We start from the raw sequence: 19,293 nt of genomic DNA, 5'->3' as shown, positions 1-19,293 counted from the left end.
ATTAAATGCCAGTCACCTTTAAAACATGTGCTCATTTTTTAGTCAGATTCTGACGCAGGAGTGTTTGTTGTGCACCGCAGCCGACGGCGGTGATCTGGGATTGTGCGCGTCCTGCCAACAGGACCTGCCCTGGCACAAGGCTCCCTGCTGTCCGCAATGCGCCCTGCCCTCCAGTCAGGGCTTGCTGTGCGGCCATTGCCTGACCTCGCCGCCGGCATTCGACCATACCCATGCCCTGCTCCGCTACGACTTTCCGCTGGATGCCATGCTGCAAGGCTATAAATACCGCGACATGCTGCATATGGCCCGCGTATTCGGCCATCTGCTGGCAGAATCAGTGAAGGCAAGACCGCGACCTGACCGACTGATCCCCATGCCGCTGCACCCGCTGCGCCTGCGGGAACGCGGCTACAACCAATCACTGGAAGTCGCCCGCGTTATCAGCAAGGCCTTGGATATAGCGTTGGATTACAGCAGCTGCGAACGCATCAAGTTCACGCCGCCACAAGCCAGCCTGCCGCTGAAAGCGCGCGCCAGCAATATGAAAGGCGCGTTTGCCTGCCATGCTTCGCTGGCTGGTGAGCGCGTGGTGCTATTGGATGACGTGATGACGACTGGCGCCAGCCTGCAAGCACTGGCCAAAGCCATTAAAAAAGCAGGTGCAGCCGACGTGGAGTGCTGGGTGATAGCGCGGACACTGCCGCGATAGTGGAAAAAAGCTGCGCCCCGCCACAAGCCCGGCAGCTTGCAACAAGACGCAGCACAAAGCAAAGCAGCAACCTCAGGCAGGCAAGGCCCGGCGATTGAACTTGTCGTGGTATTTGCTGATGAGCGTATCCCAGTCGATGTGCACGCGGCCACCAGTACCCAGATACTGCTTTTGCCAGTCATCAATCAGCTCGATGCAGGCATGATCCATATACTCCAGATCATCAAACTCAATAATGACTTCACGCCCGTAATCCAGGCATTCCAGCACATTGGCCAGCTTGGGCAGCGCCAGGAATGTGGCCGAGCCCTGCAGATGCACGGTAGTTTTGCGCCCATGGGCTTCCTCCTCAACCCAGACCGCCAGATGAGTAAAGATGTAGATCAGCTTGATCAGCGACAAGGCCAGCCCAACCACCACCCCGGTCAGAAGATCAAAGAACACGATGCTCAGGATGGTAATGGCATAAATGGCTACTTCGGTTTTGCCGTACTGGGCCAGTTCCTTTACCACCTTAGGATATGCCAGCTTGTAGCCGGTATACACCAGCACGGCCGCGAGCGTGGCAACGGGGATATAGTTGAACGTGAACAGGAACGCCCCCACGAACAGCAGCAGCCAGAGGCCATGCAGGATGGTGGACGTGCGTGTTGCAGCTCCAGCCTGGATATTGGCGGTGGAGCGCACGATAACGCCCGTCAGGGGCAATGCTCCCAGCAAACCGCAGAGTGAATTGCCCAAGCCTTGCGCCATCAGCTCTTTATCGTAGCGGGCGCGTGGGCCACTGTGCATCTTGTCCACCGCGCTGACAGAGAGCAGGGTCTCGGCACTGGCGATGAATGCCAGTGAAATCACCGCAAGCAGCAAGCCGCCATTGAGGCCTTCGCGCAAGGTTGCCCAATCTGGCAGGGCAATCTGGAACAGGCTGCCAAGCTGTGCGGGCTCGGCAAAAAGATCGACCAGATATTTGATCTCAAGGCCGCCCACATTCGCCACCAGCACCGCCAGTACCACCCCGACCAGGGCACCGGGGATCACACGCCATCGTGGCGGGGCATAACGCGTCCACAGCACAATAGCGGCAATGGTCAGCAGCCCGATAAAGGCCGCAGGCAGGTTGCCCCCGTGATGACTCAGGGTTTCCACCATGGCGTTCGGAATATCCATCAGATTGGCGACACCACTGTTGAGCGGCGAGCGGTCCAGCATGATGTGAAATTGCGAGCCGATAATGAGAATACCAATACCTGCCAGCATGCCATGGATCACCGCAGGGGAAATCGCCCGGAACCAGACGCCCATGCGCAAGGCGCCTGCCAGGATCTGCACCACCCCGGCCAGCAGGATGATCAAGGCCAGCATGGCCAGTCCGAAGCGTTGCAGCATATCCGCCACCAGCACCACCAGCCCGGCGGCCGGGCCGCTCACCGTAAGCGGCGAGCCAGACAAGGCACCAACAATGATGCCCCCGATGATGCCGGTGACGATGCCGGCCGTGGGCGGCATGCCCGAGGCAATCGCCACCCCCATGCACAAGGGCAGCGCCACCAGGAACACCACCAGCGATGCCAGCATGTCTTTGCTAAGAATCTGCCGATCAAGCCGCTGCATGCAGGACTCCTCCGGCGCTGATGCGCATGAGATCGTCAAACGCCACCTGTTTCAGGGCATCGGGCAGGTTGAACCAGCGATACTGTTCCGGAAAAGCCACCATGGCCGTCTCCAAGTCATACATGCCGCCGACCAGGCCGATGCGCTGTTCTCGCAGCATATTGAGCAGCATCTCGCTGCCATGCAGGATACGCACCATCTGCAAGGCAATATTCAGCTCGCATACCCTGTCTACAAACTCGGGATTGCCAGAATGCCGATGCTCGCGGCACTCTTTTTCTCCATCCACCGCATGCTTAATGAGGGATGTGATTTCGCCAATGTGACCGCCGCTGAAGTGATCACAGGCCGCCTTCACCGCCCCGCACTTGGTGTGTCCCAGCACTACCACGACCTTGGCGCCCAGATACTGGCAGGCATATTCCAGACTGCCGATGGCCTTGTTGGAGGCAATATTGCCTGCCAGGCGCACACTGAAAATATCGCCCAGATTCTGGTCAAAAATCAGTTCTGTGGAAGTACGTGAATCACTGCAACTCAATATGGCAGCCAAAGGATGCTGCTGGTCCTTGGTGATATTAGCGACCTGCAGCAAATCCTTGTTGCTGGAGATATTGTTGGTAAACCGCTGGTTGCCCTCGATCAGGTAATCGAGGGCAGCCGTAGGTGTGATTTTGTCGCGATCGATCAGGGGATGTTTGTACATTTGCTTGATCCTAAATAAGTGATGAAAACCCTGCGCAACGGTGTGAAACCGTAAGGCCGTTACCCTTGCGCAGGCATTGCATTCCCCGACGGGCGAACCCGTCGGGAGAGGGACGGCTAGCTGGCGTTGGTCGGTGCGTCAGCCTGGCTTTGTTCAGGGCGTACACACTCCCCTGCCTGCTTCTGCATCTCTTCCCGTTTCAGCTGCGCAGCCTGGCGCGCCTTTTCCTGCTTGGCTTCAATCGCCTTGCGTATGATGTAGCGCTGCTCTTCGCTCTGCCCCGCCTGAGCTGGTAGCGAAAACGCCGCCACGGACAGGGCACAGATAGCGGCCACGGATAATGAATGTATTTTTTTCATGCAAAAACTCCTCCTGAGTGCAAGTACACCGCTGCCACAAGCAGCCGTGGATGCACACATATTGTGGTTGAGACAGACGGACGAAGCCGTCCAGAAAGGCATCCAGAGGATGCGCTGGGTATCCGGTCAGTGCTTGCGCACCATCCGGAATTCGGGAATTACCTTAGGAAATGATCGCCTGGGGAGGGCGATAGAGACCGGCGAGAATGTCGGCGTAGGAAAAGCTGAGAGGACTGACTAAAAGATGGCGTGAAGTATCCTGCGCCAGATAGAGCGAGGACAGATGATCCACATCCAGTTCGGAGAAGGTGCTTTTCTGTTTGATCTCATCATCAAGCTCAGGATCAGGCAGCACATCCTGCTGATCCGGCAACTCGGACAGCGCCATTACCACAGCGGGCTGTGCGTCGCCTCTGGCCTGATCGATATCGACCATGGGCTGGCCGCTGACGAATGCCTGGAACAGAAGGCAGATCAGCAACAGCACAGCAAATGGCTTGAGTAAGGAGGTTATTTTCTGCATAAGCACTACATTAACCACATGGGTATCAGGTGTATCTCTCTTCCATTATTACGGGAACACCAGCAACGGCGCACCATGAATTTCATCTTGCCGATAGGACAGCACACGATTCAAAATGTTTCAGAATTATGACAATTTTATGACAAAAATTTCATTCCTGTCTATCTGCATGTCATCGACCCGCTGAGTTTGCATGCTCATGTAAAATGCAGGCCATCTGTTCAGCGGTACTCATCATGTTCGACATCGTGCTTTATCAACCGGAAATCCCGCCCAATACCGGCAACATCATCCGCCTGTGCGCCAATACCGGCACGCGCCTGCACTTGGTAAAACCGCTGGGCTTCAGCCTGGAAGACAAACAATTGAAACGGGCCGGCCTGGACTATCATGAGTATGCCAATATGCAGGTGCACGAGAATTGGGAGGCCTGTTGCACCGCGCTGGCGGGGCGCCGCATGTTTGCGTTGACCACCAAGGGCAGCACGCGTCATAGTACCATTGCCTTTCAGGAGGGCGATGTGTTTGTCTTCGGGCCGGAAACCCGTGGGCTGCCGGAAGAAATACGGGATCAATTCGCCCCGGACCACCGCGTCCGCCTGCCCATGATGCCGAATAACCGCAGCCTGAATTTATCCAACTCCGCAGCGGTGCTGTTGTACGAGGCCTGGCGGCAACACGATTTTGCCGGCGCTGTTTAAGCGCGTTTGCGGTTTGTCATCTGCATAAAAAAACAGGCTGGCGAAATGCCAGCCTGTTTTTTTGATTCAAAGATTTATCTCGCCAGACCCTGCCTCAAACCGACTCCGGTTTCTGCTCCCGGCTCAGCAGGCTTTCCACCGCGACACGTGGCGATTTGCCATGCGACAGCACCTGATCAACCTCAGCGGTCAGAGGCATATCCACGCCCATCAGCTTGGCACGTCGTACCACTTCACGCGTGGTGTTCACGCCTTCTGCCACATGCCCCAGGCTTTGCAGAATCTCGGGCAGCTTGCGGCCTGAAGCCAGTTGCAAGCCCACTTCGCGGTTACGCGAATATTGGCCGGTACAGGTCAGTATCAGGTCACCAGCCCCGGCCAGGCCCATAAACGTTTCTTTTTTGGCACCCAGGCTTACGCCGAAACGCGTCATCTCGGCGAGGCCACGGGTGATGAGCGCAGCACGGGCATTGTTGCCAAAGTCCATGCCATCACTGATGCCTGCGGCAATCGCCATGACGTTTTTCAAGGCACCACCTACGGATGCGCCCACCACGTCATCGCTGGAATACACTCGAAAACTGCCGCCGTGCATGACGCTCGCGGCTTCGCGAGCAAAATCGGCATCGTTAGCCGCCAGCGTCACAGCGGTTGGCAAGCCGCGCACCAGCTCTGCAGCAAAGCTGGGGCCAGAAAGCGCACCCCATGGATGTTGCGGACCCAGTTCGTCCATCGCCACCTCGTGTGGCAGCTTGGCCGTTTCCGGTTCCAGGCCTTTGTTGGCCCACACCACCGGCAACTTGCAATCAAGCGCTTTCAGGGCTTGCAGCGTAGTTCGAAAGGCTGCGGTAGGCACGACAGACAGCACGAGATCAGAATGGGCTACCGCACGGCCAAGATCGCCTTCAATGCTCAGGTTGTCATTAAACTTGAAATCGCCGAGATAGCGCGGATTGGCACGCGCCCGCTTCATGCCGGAGACGTGCTCCGGATTATGTGCCCACAGCACCACGGGGTGCTGTATGCTGATTTGCATGGCAAGCGCCGTTCCCCAGGCGCCCGCCCCCAATACGGTAACTTTCATTAATATCCCCAGACGGCGGTTGTGGGCAGATACCCTACCAGCCCGTCACGATGACGCACCTTGATCCAGCCGTTGCCGCTCATTTCGAGCATATCCAGCACTACATCCTTTTCTACCGTTCCCACCACACTCGAGGCGGCGTCGGCAGATTGCTGAATGGAGGCCTGGGTCGCAATCACGATCACGGTACGCTTGGTCGCCAGTTGCTTGGCTTCTATCCAATTGAGGCCGCCACGGTTATCGCGCACCTTGATCCAGTCACCAAGGTTGACGATCACCTCCAGCGGATACCCCTGCCAGATGACATAGAGCTTTTTACCCTGACCGGAAGGAGCATCGTAGAGGATGGCGCGCGGAACCGCGACAGAACGGTATTCCAGCGCTGAAGCCACCGAGGGCGTCAACGCCAGAATCATGGCAATGGAAAGTAAAACCTTAGTGGGTCGTTGAACCATTCGCTTGCGCAGCCTGTTCCTGCTTTTGTTGGGCGTACAGGGCTTCGAAGTTAATCGGATTCAGCAGTACTGGTGGGAAACCAGCGCGAGTGGAAATATCGGAAACCGCTTCGCGCAGGTAAGGGAACAGAATGTTCGGGCAAGTCACGCTCAGGATGATTTCCAGGTTTTCTTGAGGAACATTGCGAATCTGGAAAATACCGGCTTGTGCCACTTCGATCAGGAATACGGTCTTGTCTTCCACCTTGGAGGTCACTGTCACGGTGGTCAGCACCTGATAGATGCCATCTTCCACAGCACTGGCGCTGTTGCTGAGCTCGATACCCACTTGTGGGGCTTCGCGCTGAATGAATACCTGCGGCGCGTTAGGGATCTCGAGGGAGATATCCTTCACGTAGATTTTTTCAATGCTGAAACCAGGTTGATTGTCTTGATCCTGGGCTACTGCTTGTTCTTCGGCCATGATGTTTCCTAATGGGAGCAAAGGCGCTCCCTTGTCCCTATCGTTAATGAATAATAAAAAGCGGGGCAGGCCCCGCATCTCTCATGCCATTCTAACTGCTTATGGCGTGTTTTTGAATAACAACGGATCGAGCCCGCCCTTGAGGTCCAGGGCGCGCAAATCGTCAAAGCCACCGACGTGAAAATCGTCGATATAAATCTGTGGCACTGTCCGGCGTCCGGTGCGTGTCATCATGGTCTCGCGCTCGGCCGGGTCAAGGTCCACACGAATCTTCTCCACGGTCACGCCCTTGGCGTCCAGTAGTTGCTCGGCACGCATGCAGTAGGGGCAATATGCAGTGGTATACATAGTGATTCTAGGCATGGCTTACCCCTTTACCAAAGGCAGCTTGGCCTGGGTCCAGGCATTCACGCCGCCATCCAGTTCATACACCTGGGTGAATTCATGTTTACGCAGCGTGGCAGCTGCCTTGCTGGACCGCACCCCACTCTGGCAATGCACGATCACCGGTTTTTCGCGAAACTTTTGCAGCTCTGCCAGCCGTTCATCCAGCTTGGCCAGCGGAATGTGGCGGGCATCCTGCAGATGTCCGGCGGCAAATTCGGCATCGTCGCGCACATCCAGCACGATGGCCTGGTTACGGTTAATCAGCAGTACCGCCTCGCTGGGGCTGACGCTCTTGGCGCCGCGTCGCAGCATGGGCCACAACAGCATGAGGCCAGAGCCGACGGCCAGGCCGATATAAATTGCGTTATTGATCAGAAATTTCACTGTGAAGCCCTCAAAAGAATAGCCCGAAAAATGCCTGCCGATTGTACCGAATTCCTAATGACATTGAATGACTATGCTGCCAATCGGCGGAATTTCAAGAGCGCCACCTCATCGTCAGCAACAAGGGCTGACTGCGCCTGACATTTACTTGCAGATTTATTGGCAAAAAATCTCTAAAATACAAGGCTCGTGTTCAATCAGCTGGAAAACAATCCCCAATGAAGGTCACCCCGGTAATACTGCTCATACTCGATGGTTTTGGTTATCGCGAAGAAATCAAGGACAACGCCATCGCCCAGGCCAACACCCCGAACTGGGATGCGCTATGGAGCCAATATCCGCACACGCTGATCAATGCTTCCGAGCATTATGTCGGCCTGCCAGACGGTCAGATGGGCAACTCGGAAGTCGGCCACCTCAACATTGGCGCAGGCCGCGTGGTGTTCCAGGAATTTGAACGCATCAACAATGCCATTGCCAGCGGCGAGTTTTACACCATGCCAGCCCTGGTCAATGCCGTACAGCAGGTCAAGCAGCAAGGCAAAGCCCTGCATATTTTTGGCCTGCTATCGGATGGCGGCGTACACAGCCATCAGGATCATATCCACGCCATGGTGCGCATGGCAGCACAACAGGGGCTGGACCGCATCTACGTGCATGCCTTCCTTGATGGCCGCGATACGCCGCCCATCAGCGCCGGCCCCTACCTGCAAAAACTGGAAGCCGCACTGGCCGAGATCGGTGCAGGCAAAGTCGCCTCGGTATGTGGCCGCTACTACGCCATGGACCGCGACAAGCGCTGGGAGCGCGTGGCTCCGGCCTACCGTCTGGTTACAGAAGGCATAGGAGAATTCACCGCCAGCACGCCGCAAGAAGCGTTGAGCGCCGCATATGCCCGCGGCGAGAACGACGAGTTCGTAAAAGCAACCGCCATCACCGCCCCCGGTAGCGCGCCATTGCGCATGGAAGATGGTGACATGGTGGTCTTCATGAACTTCCGTTCAGACCGCGCGCGTCAGCTGACCCACGCCCTGCTCTCTCCCGAATTCGATGGTTTTGAGCGTCACCACATTCCGCAATTCAGCGCCTACTTCACGCTGACCATGTACGACAAGAATGAAGTGCGTGCCGTGCCCATCTTTCCGCCCATGGAAGTGCGCAATACCTTTGGCGAATATCTGGCAAGCCAGGGCCTGACCCAGCTGCGCATCGCCGAAACCGAGAAATACCCGCACGTCACCTTCTTCTTTAATGGTGGCGAAGAGCTGGTGTTCCCCGGCGAAGACCGCATTCTGGTGCCTTCCCCCAAGGTCGCCACCTATGACCTGCAACCGGAAATGAGCGCGTTTGAAGTCACCGACAAACTGGAAGCCGCTATCTTGAGCCGCCAGTACAGCGCCATCATCTGCAACTTTGCCAACTGTGACATGGTAGGCCACAGCGGCAAGCTGGATGCCGCCATCAAGGCCGTGGAGACGCTGGATACCTGCGTTGCCCGCGTGATCAAGGCCATGCAATCCATCGGTGGCGAAGTCATCGTCACCGCCGACCACGGCAATGTCGAGCAGATGCAGGATTACACCAATCACCAGCCACACACGCAGCACACTACCAATCTGGTACCTCTGCTGTATGTGGGTCGCGAGGCCACCATGTCGGCCACGGGTGCGCTGTCGGATATTGCCCCTACCCTGCTCAAGATGATGGGACTGCCGCAACCTGCCGAAATGACCGGGCACCCCCTCGTTCATTTCATCGCCCCGACGAATGCGTGATTACCTGCGTTTGTGGCCCGATGCATCTGCACTCGGGCTCGTCTTGCTGTGCGCGCTCAGCCTGGCTCCAGGCATCAGCGTGGCAGCGCCCAAGGTGGAAAAATCCAAGGCCGAGCTGAGCGAGCTGCATGACAAGATCGAATCGCTGAAAAAAGAACTCGACGACACCAAGGAAGCCCATGCCGATGCCAGCGATGCGCTGAAAGAGAGCGAGCAGGCTATCAGCAATACCAATCGCAAGCTGTATGAACTGCAACAGCAGCAACAGCAGACGAGCACGCAATTACAAGCCCTGCAGCAACAGCAAAATGGCGTAGACAACGAGCTGCAAAAGCAGCAGCGCATGCTTTCCTCGCAGCTTTACAAGCAATACCTGCACGGCCAGCCGGGATACACCCAGCTTTTTCTGCAACAGGAAAACCCGGCCGAGGCTGCCCGTCAGTGGCAATACTATCGCTACGTTGCCCAGGCCCGCGCCGAGCTGATTTCCGGCATGCAGCGCAACCTGGACAAACTCACCCGGCTGAATGAGGAAACCGCTGCCAGCCTGCAAAAACTGACAGATCTGAAAGCCTCCCAGGAAGCAGAACGCGCAGCCCTGCAAGCGCAAAAAAATCAGCGCAACAAGGTGCTGCAGAGCCTGGCCGCCAAGATCAACAGTCAGCGCGGTCAGATCGACAAAATGAAGCGTGATGAGCAGCGCTTGTCGCAGCTGGTGGAAAAACTGGCGCGCCTGGCCGCCATGCCACCGAAACGCAAACCGCAGAAGCCTGCGACCACTGACAAGGCTACGACCCCTTCATCGCCGCAAGTGATTGCCCGCAATGAAGACCTGCCGACCAATGCGTTTGAAGGCGGTAATTTTGCCGCGCTCAAAGGCAAACTGAATCTGCCTGTGCGTGGCGACATCACTAACCGCTTCGGCAGTTCGCGCGAAGATACCGGCGTCTCGTGGAAAGGCCTGTTCATCAAATCGGCCGAAGGTAGCGAAGTGAAGTCCGTCGCCAGCGGCCGCGTTGTGTTTGCCGACTGGTTGCGTGGCTTCGGCAATCTCATCATCGTGGACCACGGCAATAGCTATATGAGCCTGTATGGCAACAATCAGGCCTTGCTGAAGCAGGTGGGCGACACGGTCAAGGGCGGGGATACCATTGCCTCGGTGGGCAACAGTGGTGGCAACGAGGCCTCCGGCTTGTACTTCGAGCTGCGTTACCAGAGCAAGCCGTTTGATCCTTTAAGCTGGAGCGTGGTGCGCTAGTCACTCGCCAGCCATGCACATCCGGCGGCTTAAAGCTGCGGCGTCAGACTGGGGCTGGCAACGTCTTCCGGAACATTCTGCGCAGGAATTTGTGCCTGCAAATACCCATCAAACAAACGGCACACACTTTGCCAGGAACACTGCGCCACTGCGCTCGCGGCCGCGCCGCCGTATTGCCGCATTAGCGCAGGGTCAGCCACCAGTGCCGTCGCCGCCTGGATAAACCCGGCGCTATCGCCAAATGGCACCCTGACGCCATTCACACCCGGCTGTATGAAGATTTCAGCCGCAGCATAGTCATACGCCACCACTGCCAGGCCGCTGGCCATGGCTTCGGTCAACACATTGCCAAAGGTTTCGGTCATGCTGGGGAACAGAAACACATCGCCGGATGCATAGTGTTCCGCCAATTCCTCGCCCGATTTTGCTCCGCAGAAAATATGCTGCGGATAGCGGCGCATCAGCTTGCGCGCTTCCGGGCCACTGCCCACCCAGACCATGCGGGCGGTCGGGTTCACTTTCTGTATGGCATCAAATGCTTTGATCACCAGCGCCAGATTCTTCTCCGCCGCCAGCCGACCCACATAGATCACCGCCAGATCATCCGGCGCAAGTCCCCACTCGGCGCGCAAGGCCGGGCTGCGGCGGGCAGGTGAAAACAGACTGCTATCCACACCGCGACCCAGCACCGCCACATTGCGATAGTTTTCCTGCAGCAGCATCTGGCGCAGGGTGTCGTTGGGTACCATGGTCAGCGCAGACTGATTGTGAAACTGACGCAGATGACGCGTCACCACGCCACGCAGCCAGCTCATGCCGTAGTGCTTGCAGTAGCGATGAAAGTTGGTATGAAAACTGGAAGTGACGGGAATACCCATATTGCGTGCCACCTTGAGGGCGGCCCAGCCCAGCGGACCTTCGGTGGCAATATGCACCACATCTGGCCGCTCTTTTTTCCAGGCCTGGCGCAGTTTTTCCACCATGGGCATGCCAAAGCGCAAACCGCTATAGCCAGGGATAGGCAAACCGGGCACCAGCATGTGACCAGCCGAATCTTCGCCATCCGACTTCTGGCGCGGCCGCACCAGCCGCACCTGCCAGCCAAGGTCTGAAATGCCCTGCACCAGCCGCGACAGAGTCATGGCTACACCATTGATTTCCGGCGGCCAGGTTTCCGTGACCAGTACCAGGCGCCGGGCTTGCCCGATGGCGGGACGCACTATTGTTGTTTGATCATCCATGGCGCCATGGTTGCCGGGGCAGATGACAAACGCATGACGTTACGATGAAGTGAATGTTATAAGCGGGCCTGCAAAATACCCGCCACCTCGTCATCGCTCAGCACGACGGGGTTGGTTTTCATGCTGCTGCCACGACAGTTGGCCACCACGCGGGGAATATCCGATGCCTGCATGCCCATGCTGGAGAGCACGGGCAATGCCATTTCACCGGTGAGTAATTCCAGCCGCTCGACCAGGGCATGCAGGCCATCGGTCTCAGCAAGCCGCATATCATTCGCCAGCACTTTACCAACATGGGCATACCGCCAGAGAAAGTCGCTGCCCGGAGCCCGCTCTTGCAAACAGGCGATATTGACGCGCGTGCACTCCGCCACCAGCGTGCCGCAAACCACGCCATGCGGCATCGGGAAAAATGCCCCTAGCGGTGCCGCCAATCCATGCACCGAGCCCAGCCCCACCTGCGCCAGGGTAATGCCAGATAACAGGGCGGCATAGGCCATATTGCTGCGATGGCTTGCCAGGTCGCCTTCGCCACGAAACCATGGCAACAAACTGTCGCGCACCGCGCGCAGGCCAGACATGGCTAAAGCGTCCGTCAAGGGATTGGCACGGGTAGAAACATACGACTCCAGCAATTGCGTCAGGGCATCCATGCCATTGGCCGCAATCAGGGAAGGCGGGCAGGACGCCAACAGATCGGGGTCTATCACGGCATAGTTCGCCACCAGCCGCTCGTGCCGGAACGACTTCTTGAAACCACCTTCGCCATGTTGCGAGAGCACGGCGTTGCGGGTGGCTTCCGAGCCCGTGCCTGCTGTCGTGGGTACGGCAATGAACGGCACTTCCGGGCCGGGATAAGGCAATTCCGGCCCGACGCCTTCCAGAAAATCCATCACGCTATTGGGGATGCGCAGCAACCCCGCCACCGCTTTGGCGGCATCCAGCACACTGCCGCCGCCTATGCCAATGACGACTTCAATGCCTGCAGCACGATATTGGCTTGCCAGCGCATCGGCCAGTTGCGGCGAGGGCTCGCCATCAACCACGGCGTGCTCAAAGGATAAGCCGCCATGGCGCAATGCGGTTTGCAGCACCGGCCAATCATCGCTCGCGGTAAACGAGCGCGCACCGGTGAGGATGAGGATGCGTGAGCCGAACTCAGCCGCCAATGCAGGCAATTGGTGCCGGGTACCCGCACCAAATACGATGCGCGGCATCTGGCCAAAATTGAACGCGGGAATCTGCATTACTCGCCTATCGCGTGCAACAGCACTTTGCGCGTATGCGACATGCGGCGATGCTCATACAGAAAGATGCCTTGCCAGGTGCCCAGCGCGACCGCGCCGTCGAGGATGGGAATGGAGATGCTGGTCTGCGTCAGCGCACTGCGCACGTGGGCGGGCATGTCATCCGGCCCTTCGGCGGTGTGAATGAATAATGGATCGCCCTCAGGCACGAGGCGGGCAAAAAAGGCTTCCATGTCCACCAGCACATCGCTGTCGTAATTTTCATTCACCAGAATACTGGCCGAGGTGTGCTGAATATAAAGCGTGAGCAAGCCGGACTGCAGGCCGGTATCGGCTACCCAGTCGGTGACTTGCGGGGTGATGTCATACAGGCGCTTGCCCTGCGTGCGCACGGTGATGTGCGTGGATGATTGTTGCATCTGCTTCTCCCATGAGATCAAGCAGAATTATATGCCGGACAAGACGTACACAGGGCAATGCGGCTACGCTGTGTTCATCCTGTCCGGCTAGCAAGGATTACCAGCCGTAACCGTACCGGAAACTCGGGCCATAGAAAGGACGCCGCCAGTAGGGGCCGGGGCCGTAGCTATAGCCCCACCAGGGGTCATAGTAGGGTTGATAGCGCAGCTGGTATTCGCGGCGCAAACGTTCCTGTTCTTCGCGCTTGGCTTTTTCACGCTTGTTGATTTCATCGGCAAAGCCTTCGCGCAAGGCAGCTTCGCGGGTCTGGTAAATATAGTCCAGCACCTTGGGGCTGACGCCCTGCTTGCTCAGCTCCACCGATTGCGAGGGTGTAAGGTCATACTGCGAATTGCTGGCCTTGATTTTGGCGATCAGCTCTTCCGGCGGGGTGGTTTTGGAAAGCTGCACCAGCTCTTCCAGACTGATATTCGGCACCGGCTTCGGCATCAGGCGTTCCAGCTCCTCGGGGGAAATCCGCTTGACCTGCGGTTCCTGCTGGCCGGTGGTAGCGCACGCTGCCAGCAGCATTAACATACTGGCCAGCCAGAGCTGTTTGATTGTTTGCACGTTCATCTCCAGAACAATTAGTGATTGGTGTTTCGACTGCCCGGCGAATCAAAAATTCATCGCCAACGCACGGGCTGGTGAAATGTTTCAGCGCCGATATTACCCCTGCTTCATGATCACGCGCGTGGGGTCCACCACGCGCTCGTCATAGGGATGATGCAGGCGCGGGTATAACTCCATCACGCGCTTTACGTAAGCACGGGTTTCAGCATAGGGCGGAACGCCACGATAGCGATCCACCGCACGCTCCCCCGCATTGTAGCCAGCCACCGCCAGACGCACATCGCCCTTGAAGTAAGCCAGCAACCAGCGCATGTAGGCAATGCCGCCGCGTATATTCTGGCTGGCATCGTAGGCGTTACGCACATTGAAACGCTCGGCAGTATCGGGGATCAGCTGCATCAGCCCCATGGCCTCCTTGGAAGAGCGGGCAGACAGCTTGAAATTGGACTCCACGGCAATAATCGACAGTATCAGCTTGGGGTCCACCTGGTGCCAGCGCGCCAGGGTATCCACCAAGCCCACCAGCCAGCGCTTGTTGGCAGGCAGGCTGGCAATGTGCTGTTCGATACGGGCGGCATCACTGCCGGCGTAACTATCCAACGGCGCTTTGTCCGGCGCCACATCGGCCAATACACAGGGCGGCAATTCACTGGAGGTAAGCGCAATCGTCTCCAGCATGCGTTGCGCCTGAAAATGCCCCTGGCTGGATGCCAGGGTGAATAGCGACGCGCCCAGCGCCTGGCTCTGCGGCACACCCTTGCCAAAGGCATACAGCATGCCGAGCCGATATTGCGCCTCGGCACTGCCCATGCGCGAGGCCTGGCAATACAGACGGGCGGCTTGCCACTCGCCCTCCACCTCGTCCAGACTGGTTTCAAGGCGGCTGGCATCCTGCAGCAGCTGACGAATGACGGGCGGCTCATTATCCAGAATATCGTCGATTGCGCGCGCCTGCTGCGTCTGGCTGGCAGACGACGCGCTTTCAGCGGCCATGGCGATGCCAGCGGGCAAGCTGCTGAAAACGAACATCCACACCAAGATCATCGGGAATTTACCCATGCCTGATTTACGTTACCCCATCATGATTTGAACAGTACATCCGCCAACACCAATGCGCCGCATGCTCTACTTGAACGGCTTCCCAGCGCAAGTCTTGAGTGCACCTCAAGACTTGCAGCATTCTACGCCATTGCCATGCATAAAGGCCGGCATCGCGCTATGCATCGGCTTGTTGTGCGGCCAGGATATTCGGCAACTTTTCCTGTATCCAGTCGGCCAGTGCTTCCACGCGCAAGCCCACCTCCTGCCCCAGCGGGGTCAGGCTGTATTCCACATGCGGCGGCACCACCGGGTAAGAGGTGCGCAACACAAAGCCATCCTGCTCCAGCCATTGCAGGGTTTGCGCCAGCATGCGTTCGCTGACGCCGCCTATTTTGCGCCGTAAATCGCTGAAGCGATGCGTACCGCCCAGCAAGGCGACCAGCACCAGTACACCCCAGCGACTGGTGACATGCTTCAATACCTCGCGCGAAGGGCATTGCGCGGCAAACACATTGCCACGCTGCATCAATTCTGCGAGCGTTTCGGTGGGCATTGTTTCTTTATTCGCCATGTTGACACTTACCTTTCTGTAAGTACTTACTAAAAGTTAGCTTGTTTGTTATTGTGCCTTTTCTTTAATTTCAAGCCAACAGGAGTTTTACCATGATCGTGATTACCGGAGCTTCCGGCCAACTCGGCCGACTGGTGATTGAGGCGCTGTTAAGCTCGGTGCCTGCCAACCAGATTATTGCCGCCGTCCGCAGCCCCGCCAAGGTGGCCGACCTCGCCGCCCGTGGCGTCGTTGTGCGTCAGGCGGACTACACTCACCCGGCCACGCTGGATGCCGCCTTTGACGGTGCCACCCAGATTCTGCTGATTTCCTCCAGCGAAATCGGCCAACGATTACCGCAACACCAGAACGTCATTGCCGCCGCCAAACGCGCCAATGTCAGCCTGCTGGCCTATACCAGCCTGTTGCATGCCGATACCACACCGCTGCCAATTGCAACTGAACACAAGGCGACAGAGGAAGCGTTGCGCAATTCCGGGTTACCTTATGTGATCCTGCGCAATGGCTGGTATACGGAAAATTATGCCGCCAGCATCCAGCCCGCCTTGCAACATGGTGTCCTGCTAGGCAGCGCAGGCGACGGCAAAATCGCCTCGGCTAGTCGCAGTGACTACGCGGCTGCCGCAGCTGCCGTCTTGCGCACGCCCAATCAGGCGGGCAAGGTATACGAACTGGCAGGCGATACAGCCTATACCCTGGCGGAATTCGCGGCCGAGCTCTCGCGTGTGGCGGGCAAGACGGTCACCTACCAGAACCTGCCGGAAGCGGCCTATAAACAAGCCTTGTTGGATGCCGGTCTGCCCGATTTTCTGGCGGTGCTGCTGGCAGAATCGGATACCGGTGCATCGCAAGGTGCGCTGTTTGATGACAGCCACCAGTTAAGCCAGCTGATTGGGCGGCCAACGACGCCGCTGGCCACCGCCATCGCTGCCGCGCTGTAACTCCCGATAGCCGCCAAGAAAAAAGCCGACAGGACGTCGGCTTTTTCCGTTTACAACATGAGTTAACTAGCGACTAAAATCGCAAGCCCTCCAGCTCAGGCCTTGCTGAACAGCATCTTGCCGCCCTTGTACTCGACCTTGATCGTATCCTTGGCGGCGAAGTTTCCACTGAGGATTTCGCGTGCCAGCGGATTCTCAATCTCGGACTGGATGGCCCGCTTGAGCGGACGGGCGCCATACACCGGATCAAAGCCAGCAGCGGCAATCTCTGCCAGCGCAGACGGCGTGACTTCCAACTGCATGTCCATCGCATTCAGGCGTTTTGCCAGGCTTTGCAACTGGATGCCGGCAATCGACTTCACGTGCGCTTCACCCAGGGAGTGGAACACCACCACTTCATCGATACGGTTGATGAACTCCGGACGGAAATGGGTTTTGACTTCGCCCATCACTGCCAGCTTCACCACCTGATAATCGTCGCCGCTCATGCTCTGTATCATCTGGCTGCCCAGATTGGAGGTCATGATGATGACGGTATTCTTGAAGTCGACCGTACGGCCCTGACCATCGGTCAGGCGACCATCGTCCAGCACCTGCAGCAGCACGTTGAATACATCCGGGTGCGCCTTTTCCACCTCATCCAGCAGGATCACGCTATAAGGTTTGCGCCGCACGGCCTCGGTCAGCGTGCCACCTTCTTCGTAGCCCACATAGCCGGGAGGCGCGCCTATCAGGCGCGATACCGAATGCTTCTCCATGAACTCGCTCATGTCGATCCGCACCAGATGCTCTTCCGAATCAAACAGGAAGTTGGCAAGCGCCTTGCACAACTCGGTCTTGCCCACACCCGTCGGGCCAAGGAACAGGAATGAACCATAAGGCCGGTTCGGGTCGGACAAACCAGAGCGCGAGCGGCGGATGGCATCGGCCACCAGTCGCACGGCTTCATCCTGGCCGACCACGCGCTCGTGCAGCTTGTCTTCCATGGTCAGCAATTTGTCGCGTTCCCCCTGCAGCATCTTGGACACGGGAATCCCGGTCGCACGGCTCACCACCTCGGCAATTTCCTCTGCGCCCACCTGCGTGCGCAGCAATCGGTTTTTCACCGGCACGCCATTCAACTCTTCCGACGCAGCCTTGTTGAGCTGGGCTTCCAGCTGCGGCAACTTGCCGTACTGCATTTCCGACACGCGCTGCCAGTCGCCTTCTCGCTTGGCTTCTTCCATCTGCTGCTTCAGCTTTTCAATGGCTTCCTTGATATGGGCCGAGCCTTGCACCTGGGCTTTTTCCGATTTCCAGATATCGTCCAGATCGGCATATTCCCGCTCCAGGCGCTTGATCTCGTCTTCAATCAGGTCAAAGCGTTTTTGCGAGGCTTCGTCCTTTTCCTTGCGCACGGCTTCGCGCTCGATCTTGAGCTGAATCAGGCGACGGTCAAGCTTGTCCATCACTTCCGGCTTGGAGTCGATTTCCATCTTGATGCGCGAGGCCGCTTCGTCGATCAGGTCGATCGCCTTGTCTGGCAAAAAGCGGTCGGTGATGTAGCGCTGCGAGAGTTCAGCCGCCGCCACAATCGCCGGATCGGTAATCTCCACGCCGTGGTGCAGCTCGTACTTCTCCTGCAAGCCACGCAGGATGGCAATGGTCGCCTCCACACTGGGCTCATCCACCAGCACTTTCTGGAAACGACGCTCCAGCGCGGCATCTTTTTCTATGTACTGGCGATATTCGTCCAGCGTGGTGGCGCCCACGCAGTGCAGTTCACCGCGTGCCAGCGCAGGCTTCAGCATATTGCCGGCATCCATGGCGCCATCGGCCTTGCCCGCACCAACCATGGTGTGGATTTCATCAATAAAGACGATGGTCTGGCCTTCATCCTGTGCCAGCTCTTTCAGCACGGATTTCAGGCGCTCTTCAAAATCGCCGCGGTATTTGGCCCCTGCCAGCAATGCCGCCATATCCAGCGACAGCACGCGCTTGTTCTTCAGCGATTCCGGCACCTCGCCATTCACAATGCGCTGTGCCAGGCCTTCCACAATCGCGGTTTTACCCACGCCAGGCTCGCCGATCAGCACCGGGTTGTTTTTGGTGCGGCGTTGCAGCACCTGAATCGCACGGCGGATTTCATCGTCACGCCCGATCACCGGATCCAGCTTGCCAGCACGAGCACGCTCGGTCAGGTCCATGGTGTATTTCTTCAGCGCCTCGCGATTGCCTTCCGATTCCTGGCTATTCACCTGGTCCCCACCGCGCACGGCGTTGATGGCCGCTTCCAGCGCAGATTTATTGAGTCCGGCCTGTTTCAGCAGTTTGCCGGTGTCACCCTTGTCCTCGGCCAGCGCCAGCAAAAACATCTCACTGGCGATATAGGCATCGCCGCGTTTTTGCGCGTGCTTGTCGGTCAGGTTCAAGAGATTATTCAGCTCACGCGACACGGTCACTTCACCCGTGCTTTCTTCCATCTTGGGCAAGCTCTCGATGGCTTTTTGCAAACTGCCTTTCAGGTTGCCGGTATTGACCCCCGCCCGGGACAGTAGCGACAGGGTGCCGCCATCTTCCTGATTGATCAGCGCTGCCAACAAGTGTTGTGCTTCTATGCTGGGATTATCGTTGCCGACAGCCAGACTTTGCGCATCGCTCAGGGCTTGCTGAAATTTGGTTGTCAGCTTGTCTATACGCATTTCCTGCTCCTCGTCATGTATTTTGAATACCCTATAGATGGGAGGGTTTTTCCATATTTCAAGTTTTACCTGCACCCGGCCGATATATCCTTAAGCATAAAAGGTTTTCATCTGACAGACCTCG

Annotated in this window: 21 protein-coding genes; 5 read left to right on the top strand and 16 right to left on the bottom strand. The window is 57.6% G+C overall.

Annotated elements, in window-relative coordinates:
* The first annotated feature begins 25 nt into the window (after window positions 1-25).
* Window positions 26-709: a ComF family protein gene (locus MPQ_RS02860; protein ID WP_041361978.1), complete on the top strand. Its 684-nt coding sequence runs from the start codon at window positions 26-28 to the stop codon at window positions 707-709.
* 72 nt (window positions 710-781) lie between these two features.
* Here MPQ_RS02860 and MPQ_RS02855 read toward each other — a convergent pair whose 3' ends face one another.
* The 4 genes from MPQ_RS02855 to MPQ_RS02840 all read right to left on the bottom strand — a co-directional run bounded on the left by MPQ_RS02855 (window position 782) and on the right by MPQ_RS02840 (window position 3,908).
* A complete protein-coding gene (locus tag MPQ_RS02855) occupies window positions 782-2,320 on the bottom strand; it encodes a SulP family inorganic anion transporter (protein WP_013441391.1) in 1,539 nt (512 codons plus the stop codon).
* Window positions 2,307-3,026: a carbonic anhydrase gene (locus tag MPQ_RS02850; RefSeq protein ID WP_013441390.1), complete on the bottom strand. Its 720-nt coding sequence runs from the start codon at window positions 3,024-3,026 to the stop codon at window positions 2,307-2,309. The genes MPQ_RS02855 and MPQ_RS02850 overlap by 14 nt, the downstream gene beginning before the upstream one ends.
* Before the next feature lie 116 nt (window positions 3,027-3,142).
* Window positions 3,143-3,385, bottom strand: a complete 243-nt coding sequence (locus tag MPQ_RS02845) for a hypothetical protein (RefSeq protein WP_013441389.1) — start codon at window positions 3,383-3,385, stop codon at window positions 3,143-3,145.
* Window positions 3,386-3,548: 163 nt separating this feature from the next.
* Window positions 3,549-3,908, bottom strand: coding sequence for a hypothetical protein (locus tag MPQ_RS02840; protein ID WP_013441388.1), 360 nt, complete (start codon window positions 3,906-3,908; stop codon window positions 3,549-3,551).
* A gap of 236 nt (window positions 3,909-4,144) precedes the next feature.
* On the opposite strand from MPQ_RS02840, the gene trmL reads away from it, so the two are divergent.
* Window positions 4,145-4,609, top strand: a complete 465-nt coding sequence (trmL, locus tag MPQ_RS02835) for a tRNA (uridine(34)/cytosine(34)/5-carboxymethylaminomethyluridine(34)-2'-O)-methyltransferase TrmL (RefSeq protein WP_041362548.1) — start codon at window positions 4,145-4,147, stop codon at window positions 4,607-4,609.
* A 94-nt stretch (window positions 4,610-4,703) separates the two neighbouring features.
* Here trmL and MPQ_RS02830 read toward each other — a convergent pair whose 3' ends face one another.
* The 5 genes from MPQ_RS02830 to MPQ_RS02810 form a co-directional block, all read right to left on the bottom strand.
* Window positions 4,704-5,693 (bottom strand): NAD(P)H-dependent glycerol-3-phosphate dehydrogenase, encoded by a 990-nt coding sequence (locus MPQ_RS02830; RefSeq protein ID WP_013441386.1) that lies wholly within the window; start codon window positions 5,691-5,693, stop codon window positions 4,704-4,706.
* On the bottom strand, window positions 5,693-6,148 hold the full coding sequence (locus MPQ_RS02825) for an SH3 domain-containing protein (RefSeq protein WP_013441385.1): 456 nt from the start codon (window positions 6,146-6,148) through the stop codon (window positions 5,693-5,695). The genes MPQ_RS02830 and MPQ_RS02825 overlap by 1 nt, the downstream gene beginning before the upstream one ends.
* Window positions 6,129-6,611: a protein-export chaperone SecB gene (secB, locus tag MPQ_RS02820; protein WP_013441384.1), complete on the bottom strand. Its 483-nt coding sequence runs from the start codon at window positions 6,609-6,611 to the stop codon at window positions 6,129-6,131. Before secB ends, MPQ_RS02825 begins: the two co-directional genes overlap by 20 nt.
* Before the next feature lie 99 nt (window positions 6,612-6,710).
* Window positions 6,711-6,974, bottom strand: coding sequence for a glutaredoxin 3 (gene grxC / locus MPQ_RS02815; protein ID WP_041361974.1), 264 nt, complete (start codon window positions 6,972-6,974; stop codon window positions 6,711-6,713).
* A gap of 3 nt (window positions 6,975-6,977) precedes the next feature.
* Window positions 6,978-7,382 (bottom strand): rhodanese-like domain-containing protein, encoded by a 405-nt coding sequence (locus tag MPQ_RS02810; protein ID WP_013441382.1) that lies wholly within the window; start codon window positions 7,380-7,382, stop codon window positions 6,978-6,980.
* 218 nt (window positions 7,383-7,600) lie between these two features.
* On the opposite strand from MPQ_RS02810, the gene gpmI reads away from it, so the two are divergent.
* A complete protein-coding gene (gene gpmI / locus MPQ_RS02805) occupies window positions 7,601-9,157 on the top strand; it encodes a 2,3-bisphosphoglycerate-independent phosphoglycerate mutase (RefSeq protein ID WP_013441381.1) in 1,557 nt (518 codons plus the stop codon).
* Window positions 9,150-10,415: a murein hydrolase activator EnvC gene (locus MPQ_RS02800; RefSeq protein WP_013441380.1), complete on the top strand. Its 1,266-nt coding sequence runs from the start codon at window positions 9,150-9,152 to the stop codon at window positions 10,413-10,415. The genes gpmI and MPQ_RS02800 overlap by 8 nt, the downstream gene beginning before the upstream one ends.
* A 29-nt stretch (window positions 10,416-10,444) precedes the next feature.
* Here MPQ_RS02800 and MPQ_RS02795 read toward each other — a convergent pair whose 3' ends face one another.
* From MPQ_RS02795 to MPQ_RS02770, 6 genes are all read right to left on the bottom strand, one after another.
* On the bottom strand, window positions 10,445-11,656 hold the full coding sequence (locus tag MPQ_RS02795) for a glycosyltransferase family 1 protein (protein WP_013441379.1): 1,212 nt from the start codon (window positions 11,654-11,656) through the stop codon (window positions 10,445-10,447).
* Between the two features lie 56 nt (window positions 11,657-11,712).
* The gene (locus MPQ_RS02790) at window positions 11,713-12,903 is read right to left on the bottom strand and encodes an iron-containing alcohol dehydrogenase (protein WP_013441378.1); all 1,191 of its coding nucleotides are present in this window, start codon (window positions 12,901-12,903) and stop codon (window positions 11,713-11,715) included.
* Window positions 12,903-13,322, bottom strand: coding sequence for a secondary thiamine-phosphate synthase enzyme YjbQ (locus MPQ_RS02785; protein WP_015829435.1), 420 nt, complete (start codon window positions 13,320-13,322; stop codon window positions 12,903-12,905). Before MPQ_RS02785 ends, MPQ_RS02790 begins: the two co-directional genes overlap by 1 nt.
* 97 nt (window positions 13,323-13,419) lie before the next feature.
* The gene (locus MPQ_RS02780) at window positions 13,420-13,938 is read right to left on the bottom strand and encodes a hypothetical protein (protein WP_238525335.1); all 519 of its coding nucleotides are present in this window, start codon (window positions 13,936-13,938) and stop codon (window positions 13,420-13,422) included.
* 93 nt (window positions 13,939-14,031) lie between these two features.
* Entirely contained in the window at window positions 14,032-14,994 is a 963-nt protein-coding gene (locus MPQ_RS02775; protein WP_013441375.1) for a lytic transglycosylase domain-containing protein, read from the bottom strand.
* 157 nt (window positions 14,995-15,151) lie between these two features.
* On the bottom strand, window positions 15,152-15,547 hold the full coding sequence (locus tag MPQ_RS02770) for a helix-turn-helix domain-containing protein (RefSeq protein WP_013441374.1): 396 nt from the start codon (window positions 15,545-15,547) through the stop codon (window positions 15,152-15,154).
* 92 nt (window positions 15,548-15,639) lie between these two features.
* Here MPQ_RS02770 and MPQ_RS02765 point away from each other — a divergent pair, with 92 nt between their 5' ends.
* Window positions 15,640-16,488, top strand: coding sequence for an SDR family oxidoreductase (locus tag MPQ_RS02765; RefSeq protein ID WP_013441373.1), 849 nt, complete (start codon window positions 15,640-15,642; stop codon window positions 16,486-16,488).
* Window positions 16,489-16,583: 95 nt separating this feature from the next.
* On the opposite strand, the gene clpB is transcribed toward MPQ_RS02765, so the two are convergent.
* Window positions 16,584-19,169: an ATP-dependent chaperone ClpB gene (gene clpB / locus MPQ_RS02760; protein WP_015829432.1), complete on the bottom strand. Its 2,586-nt coding sequence runs from the start codon at window positions 19,167-19,169 to the stop codon at window positions 16,584-16,586.
* Window positions 19,170-19,293: the final 124 nt, after the last annotated feature.

The sequence above is a fragment of the Methylovorus sp. MP688 genome, from assembly GCF_000183115.1.
Lineage (GTDB): Bacteria > Pseudomonadota > Gammaproteobacteria > Burkholderiales > Methylophilaceae > Methylovorus > Methylovorus glucosotrophus.
Note: the sequence above shows the minus strand (reverse complement) of the source record. Positions and strands in the feature narration are given on the sequence as shown.

Coding starts and splice junctions, on each gene's coding strand:
- MPQ_RS02790 (WP_013441378.1), bottom strand. CDS start 12,903: ATGCAGATTCCCGCGTTCAATTTTGGCCAGATGCCGCGCATCGTATTT.
- MPQ_RS02860 (WP_041361978.1), top strand. CDS start 26: ATGTGCTCATTTTTTAGTCAGATTCTGACGCAGGAGTGTTTGTTGTGC.
- trmL (WP_041362548.1), top strand. CDS start 4,145: ATGTTCGACATCGTGCTTTATCAACCGGAAATCCCGCCCAATACCGGC.
- MPQ_RS02780 (WP_238525335.1), bottom strand. CDS start 13,938: ATGAACGTGCAAACAATCAAACAGCTCTGGCTGGCCAGTATGTTAATG.
- MPQ_RS02855 (WP_013441391.1), bottom strand. CDS start 2,320: ATGCAGCGGCTTGATCGGCAGATTCTTAGCAAAGACATGCTGGCATCG.
- grxC (WP_041361974.1), bottom strand. CDS start 6,974: ATGCCTAGAATCACTATGTATACCACTGCATATTGCCCCTACTGCATG.
- MPQ_RS02825 (WP_013441385.1), bottom strand. CDS start 6,148: ATGGTTCAACGACCCACTAAGGTTTTACTTTCCATTGCCATGATTCTG.
- gpmI (WP_013441381.1), top strand. CDS start 7,601: ATGAAGGTCACCCCGGTAATACTGCTCATACTCGATGGTTTTGGTTAT.
- MPQ_RS02775 (WP_013441375.1), bottom strand. CDS start 14,994: ATGGGTAAATTCCCGATGATCTTGGTGTGGATGTTCGTTTTCAGCAGC.
- secB (WP_013441384.1), bottom strand. CDS start 6,611: ATGGCCGAAGAACAAGCAGTAGCCCAGGATCAAGACAATCAACCTGGT.
- MPQ_RS02770 (WP_013441374.1), bottom strand. CDS start 15,547: ATGGCGAATAAAGAAACAATGCCCACCGAAACGCTCGCAGAATTGATG.
- MPQ_RS02800 (WP_013441380.1), top strand. CDS start 9,150: ATGCGTGATTACCTGCGTTTGTGGCCCGATGCATCTGCACTCGGGCTC.
- MPQ_RS02795 (WP_013441379.1), bottom strand. CDS start 11,656: ATGGATGATCAAACAACAATAGTGCGTCCCGCCATCGGGCAAGCCCGG.
- MPQ_RS02785 (WP_015829435.1), bottom strand. CDS start 13,322: ATGCAACAATCATCCACGCACATCACCGTGCGCACGCAGGGCAAGCGC.
- MPQ_RS02850 (WP_013441390.1), bottom strand. CDS start 3,026: ATGTACAAACATCCCCTGATCGATCGCGACAAAATCACACCTACGGCT.
- MPQ_RS02830 (WP_013441386.1), bottom strand. CDS start 5,693: ATGAAAGTTACCGTATTGGGGGCGGGCGCCTGGGGAACGGCGCTTGCC.
- MPQ_RS02845 (WP_013441389.1), bottom strand. CDS start 3,385: ATGAAAAAAATACATTCATTATCCGTGGCCGCTATCTGTGCCCTGTCC.
- MPQ_RS02840 (WP_013441388.1), bottom strand. CDS start 3,908: ATGCAGAAAATAACCTCCTTACTCAAGCCATTTGCTGTGCTGTTGCTG.
- MPQ_RS02765 (WP_013441373.1), top strand. CDS start 15,640: ATGATCGTGATTACCGGAGCTTCCGGCCAACTCGGCCGACTGGTGATT.
- clpB (WP_015829432.1), bottom strand. CDS start 19,169: ATGCGTATAGACAAGCTGACAACCAAATTTCAGCAAGCCCTGAGCGAT.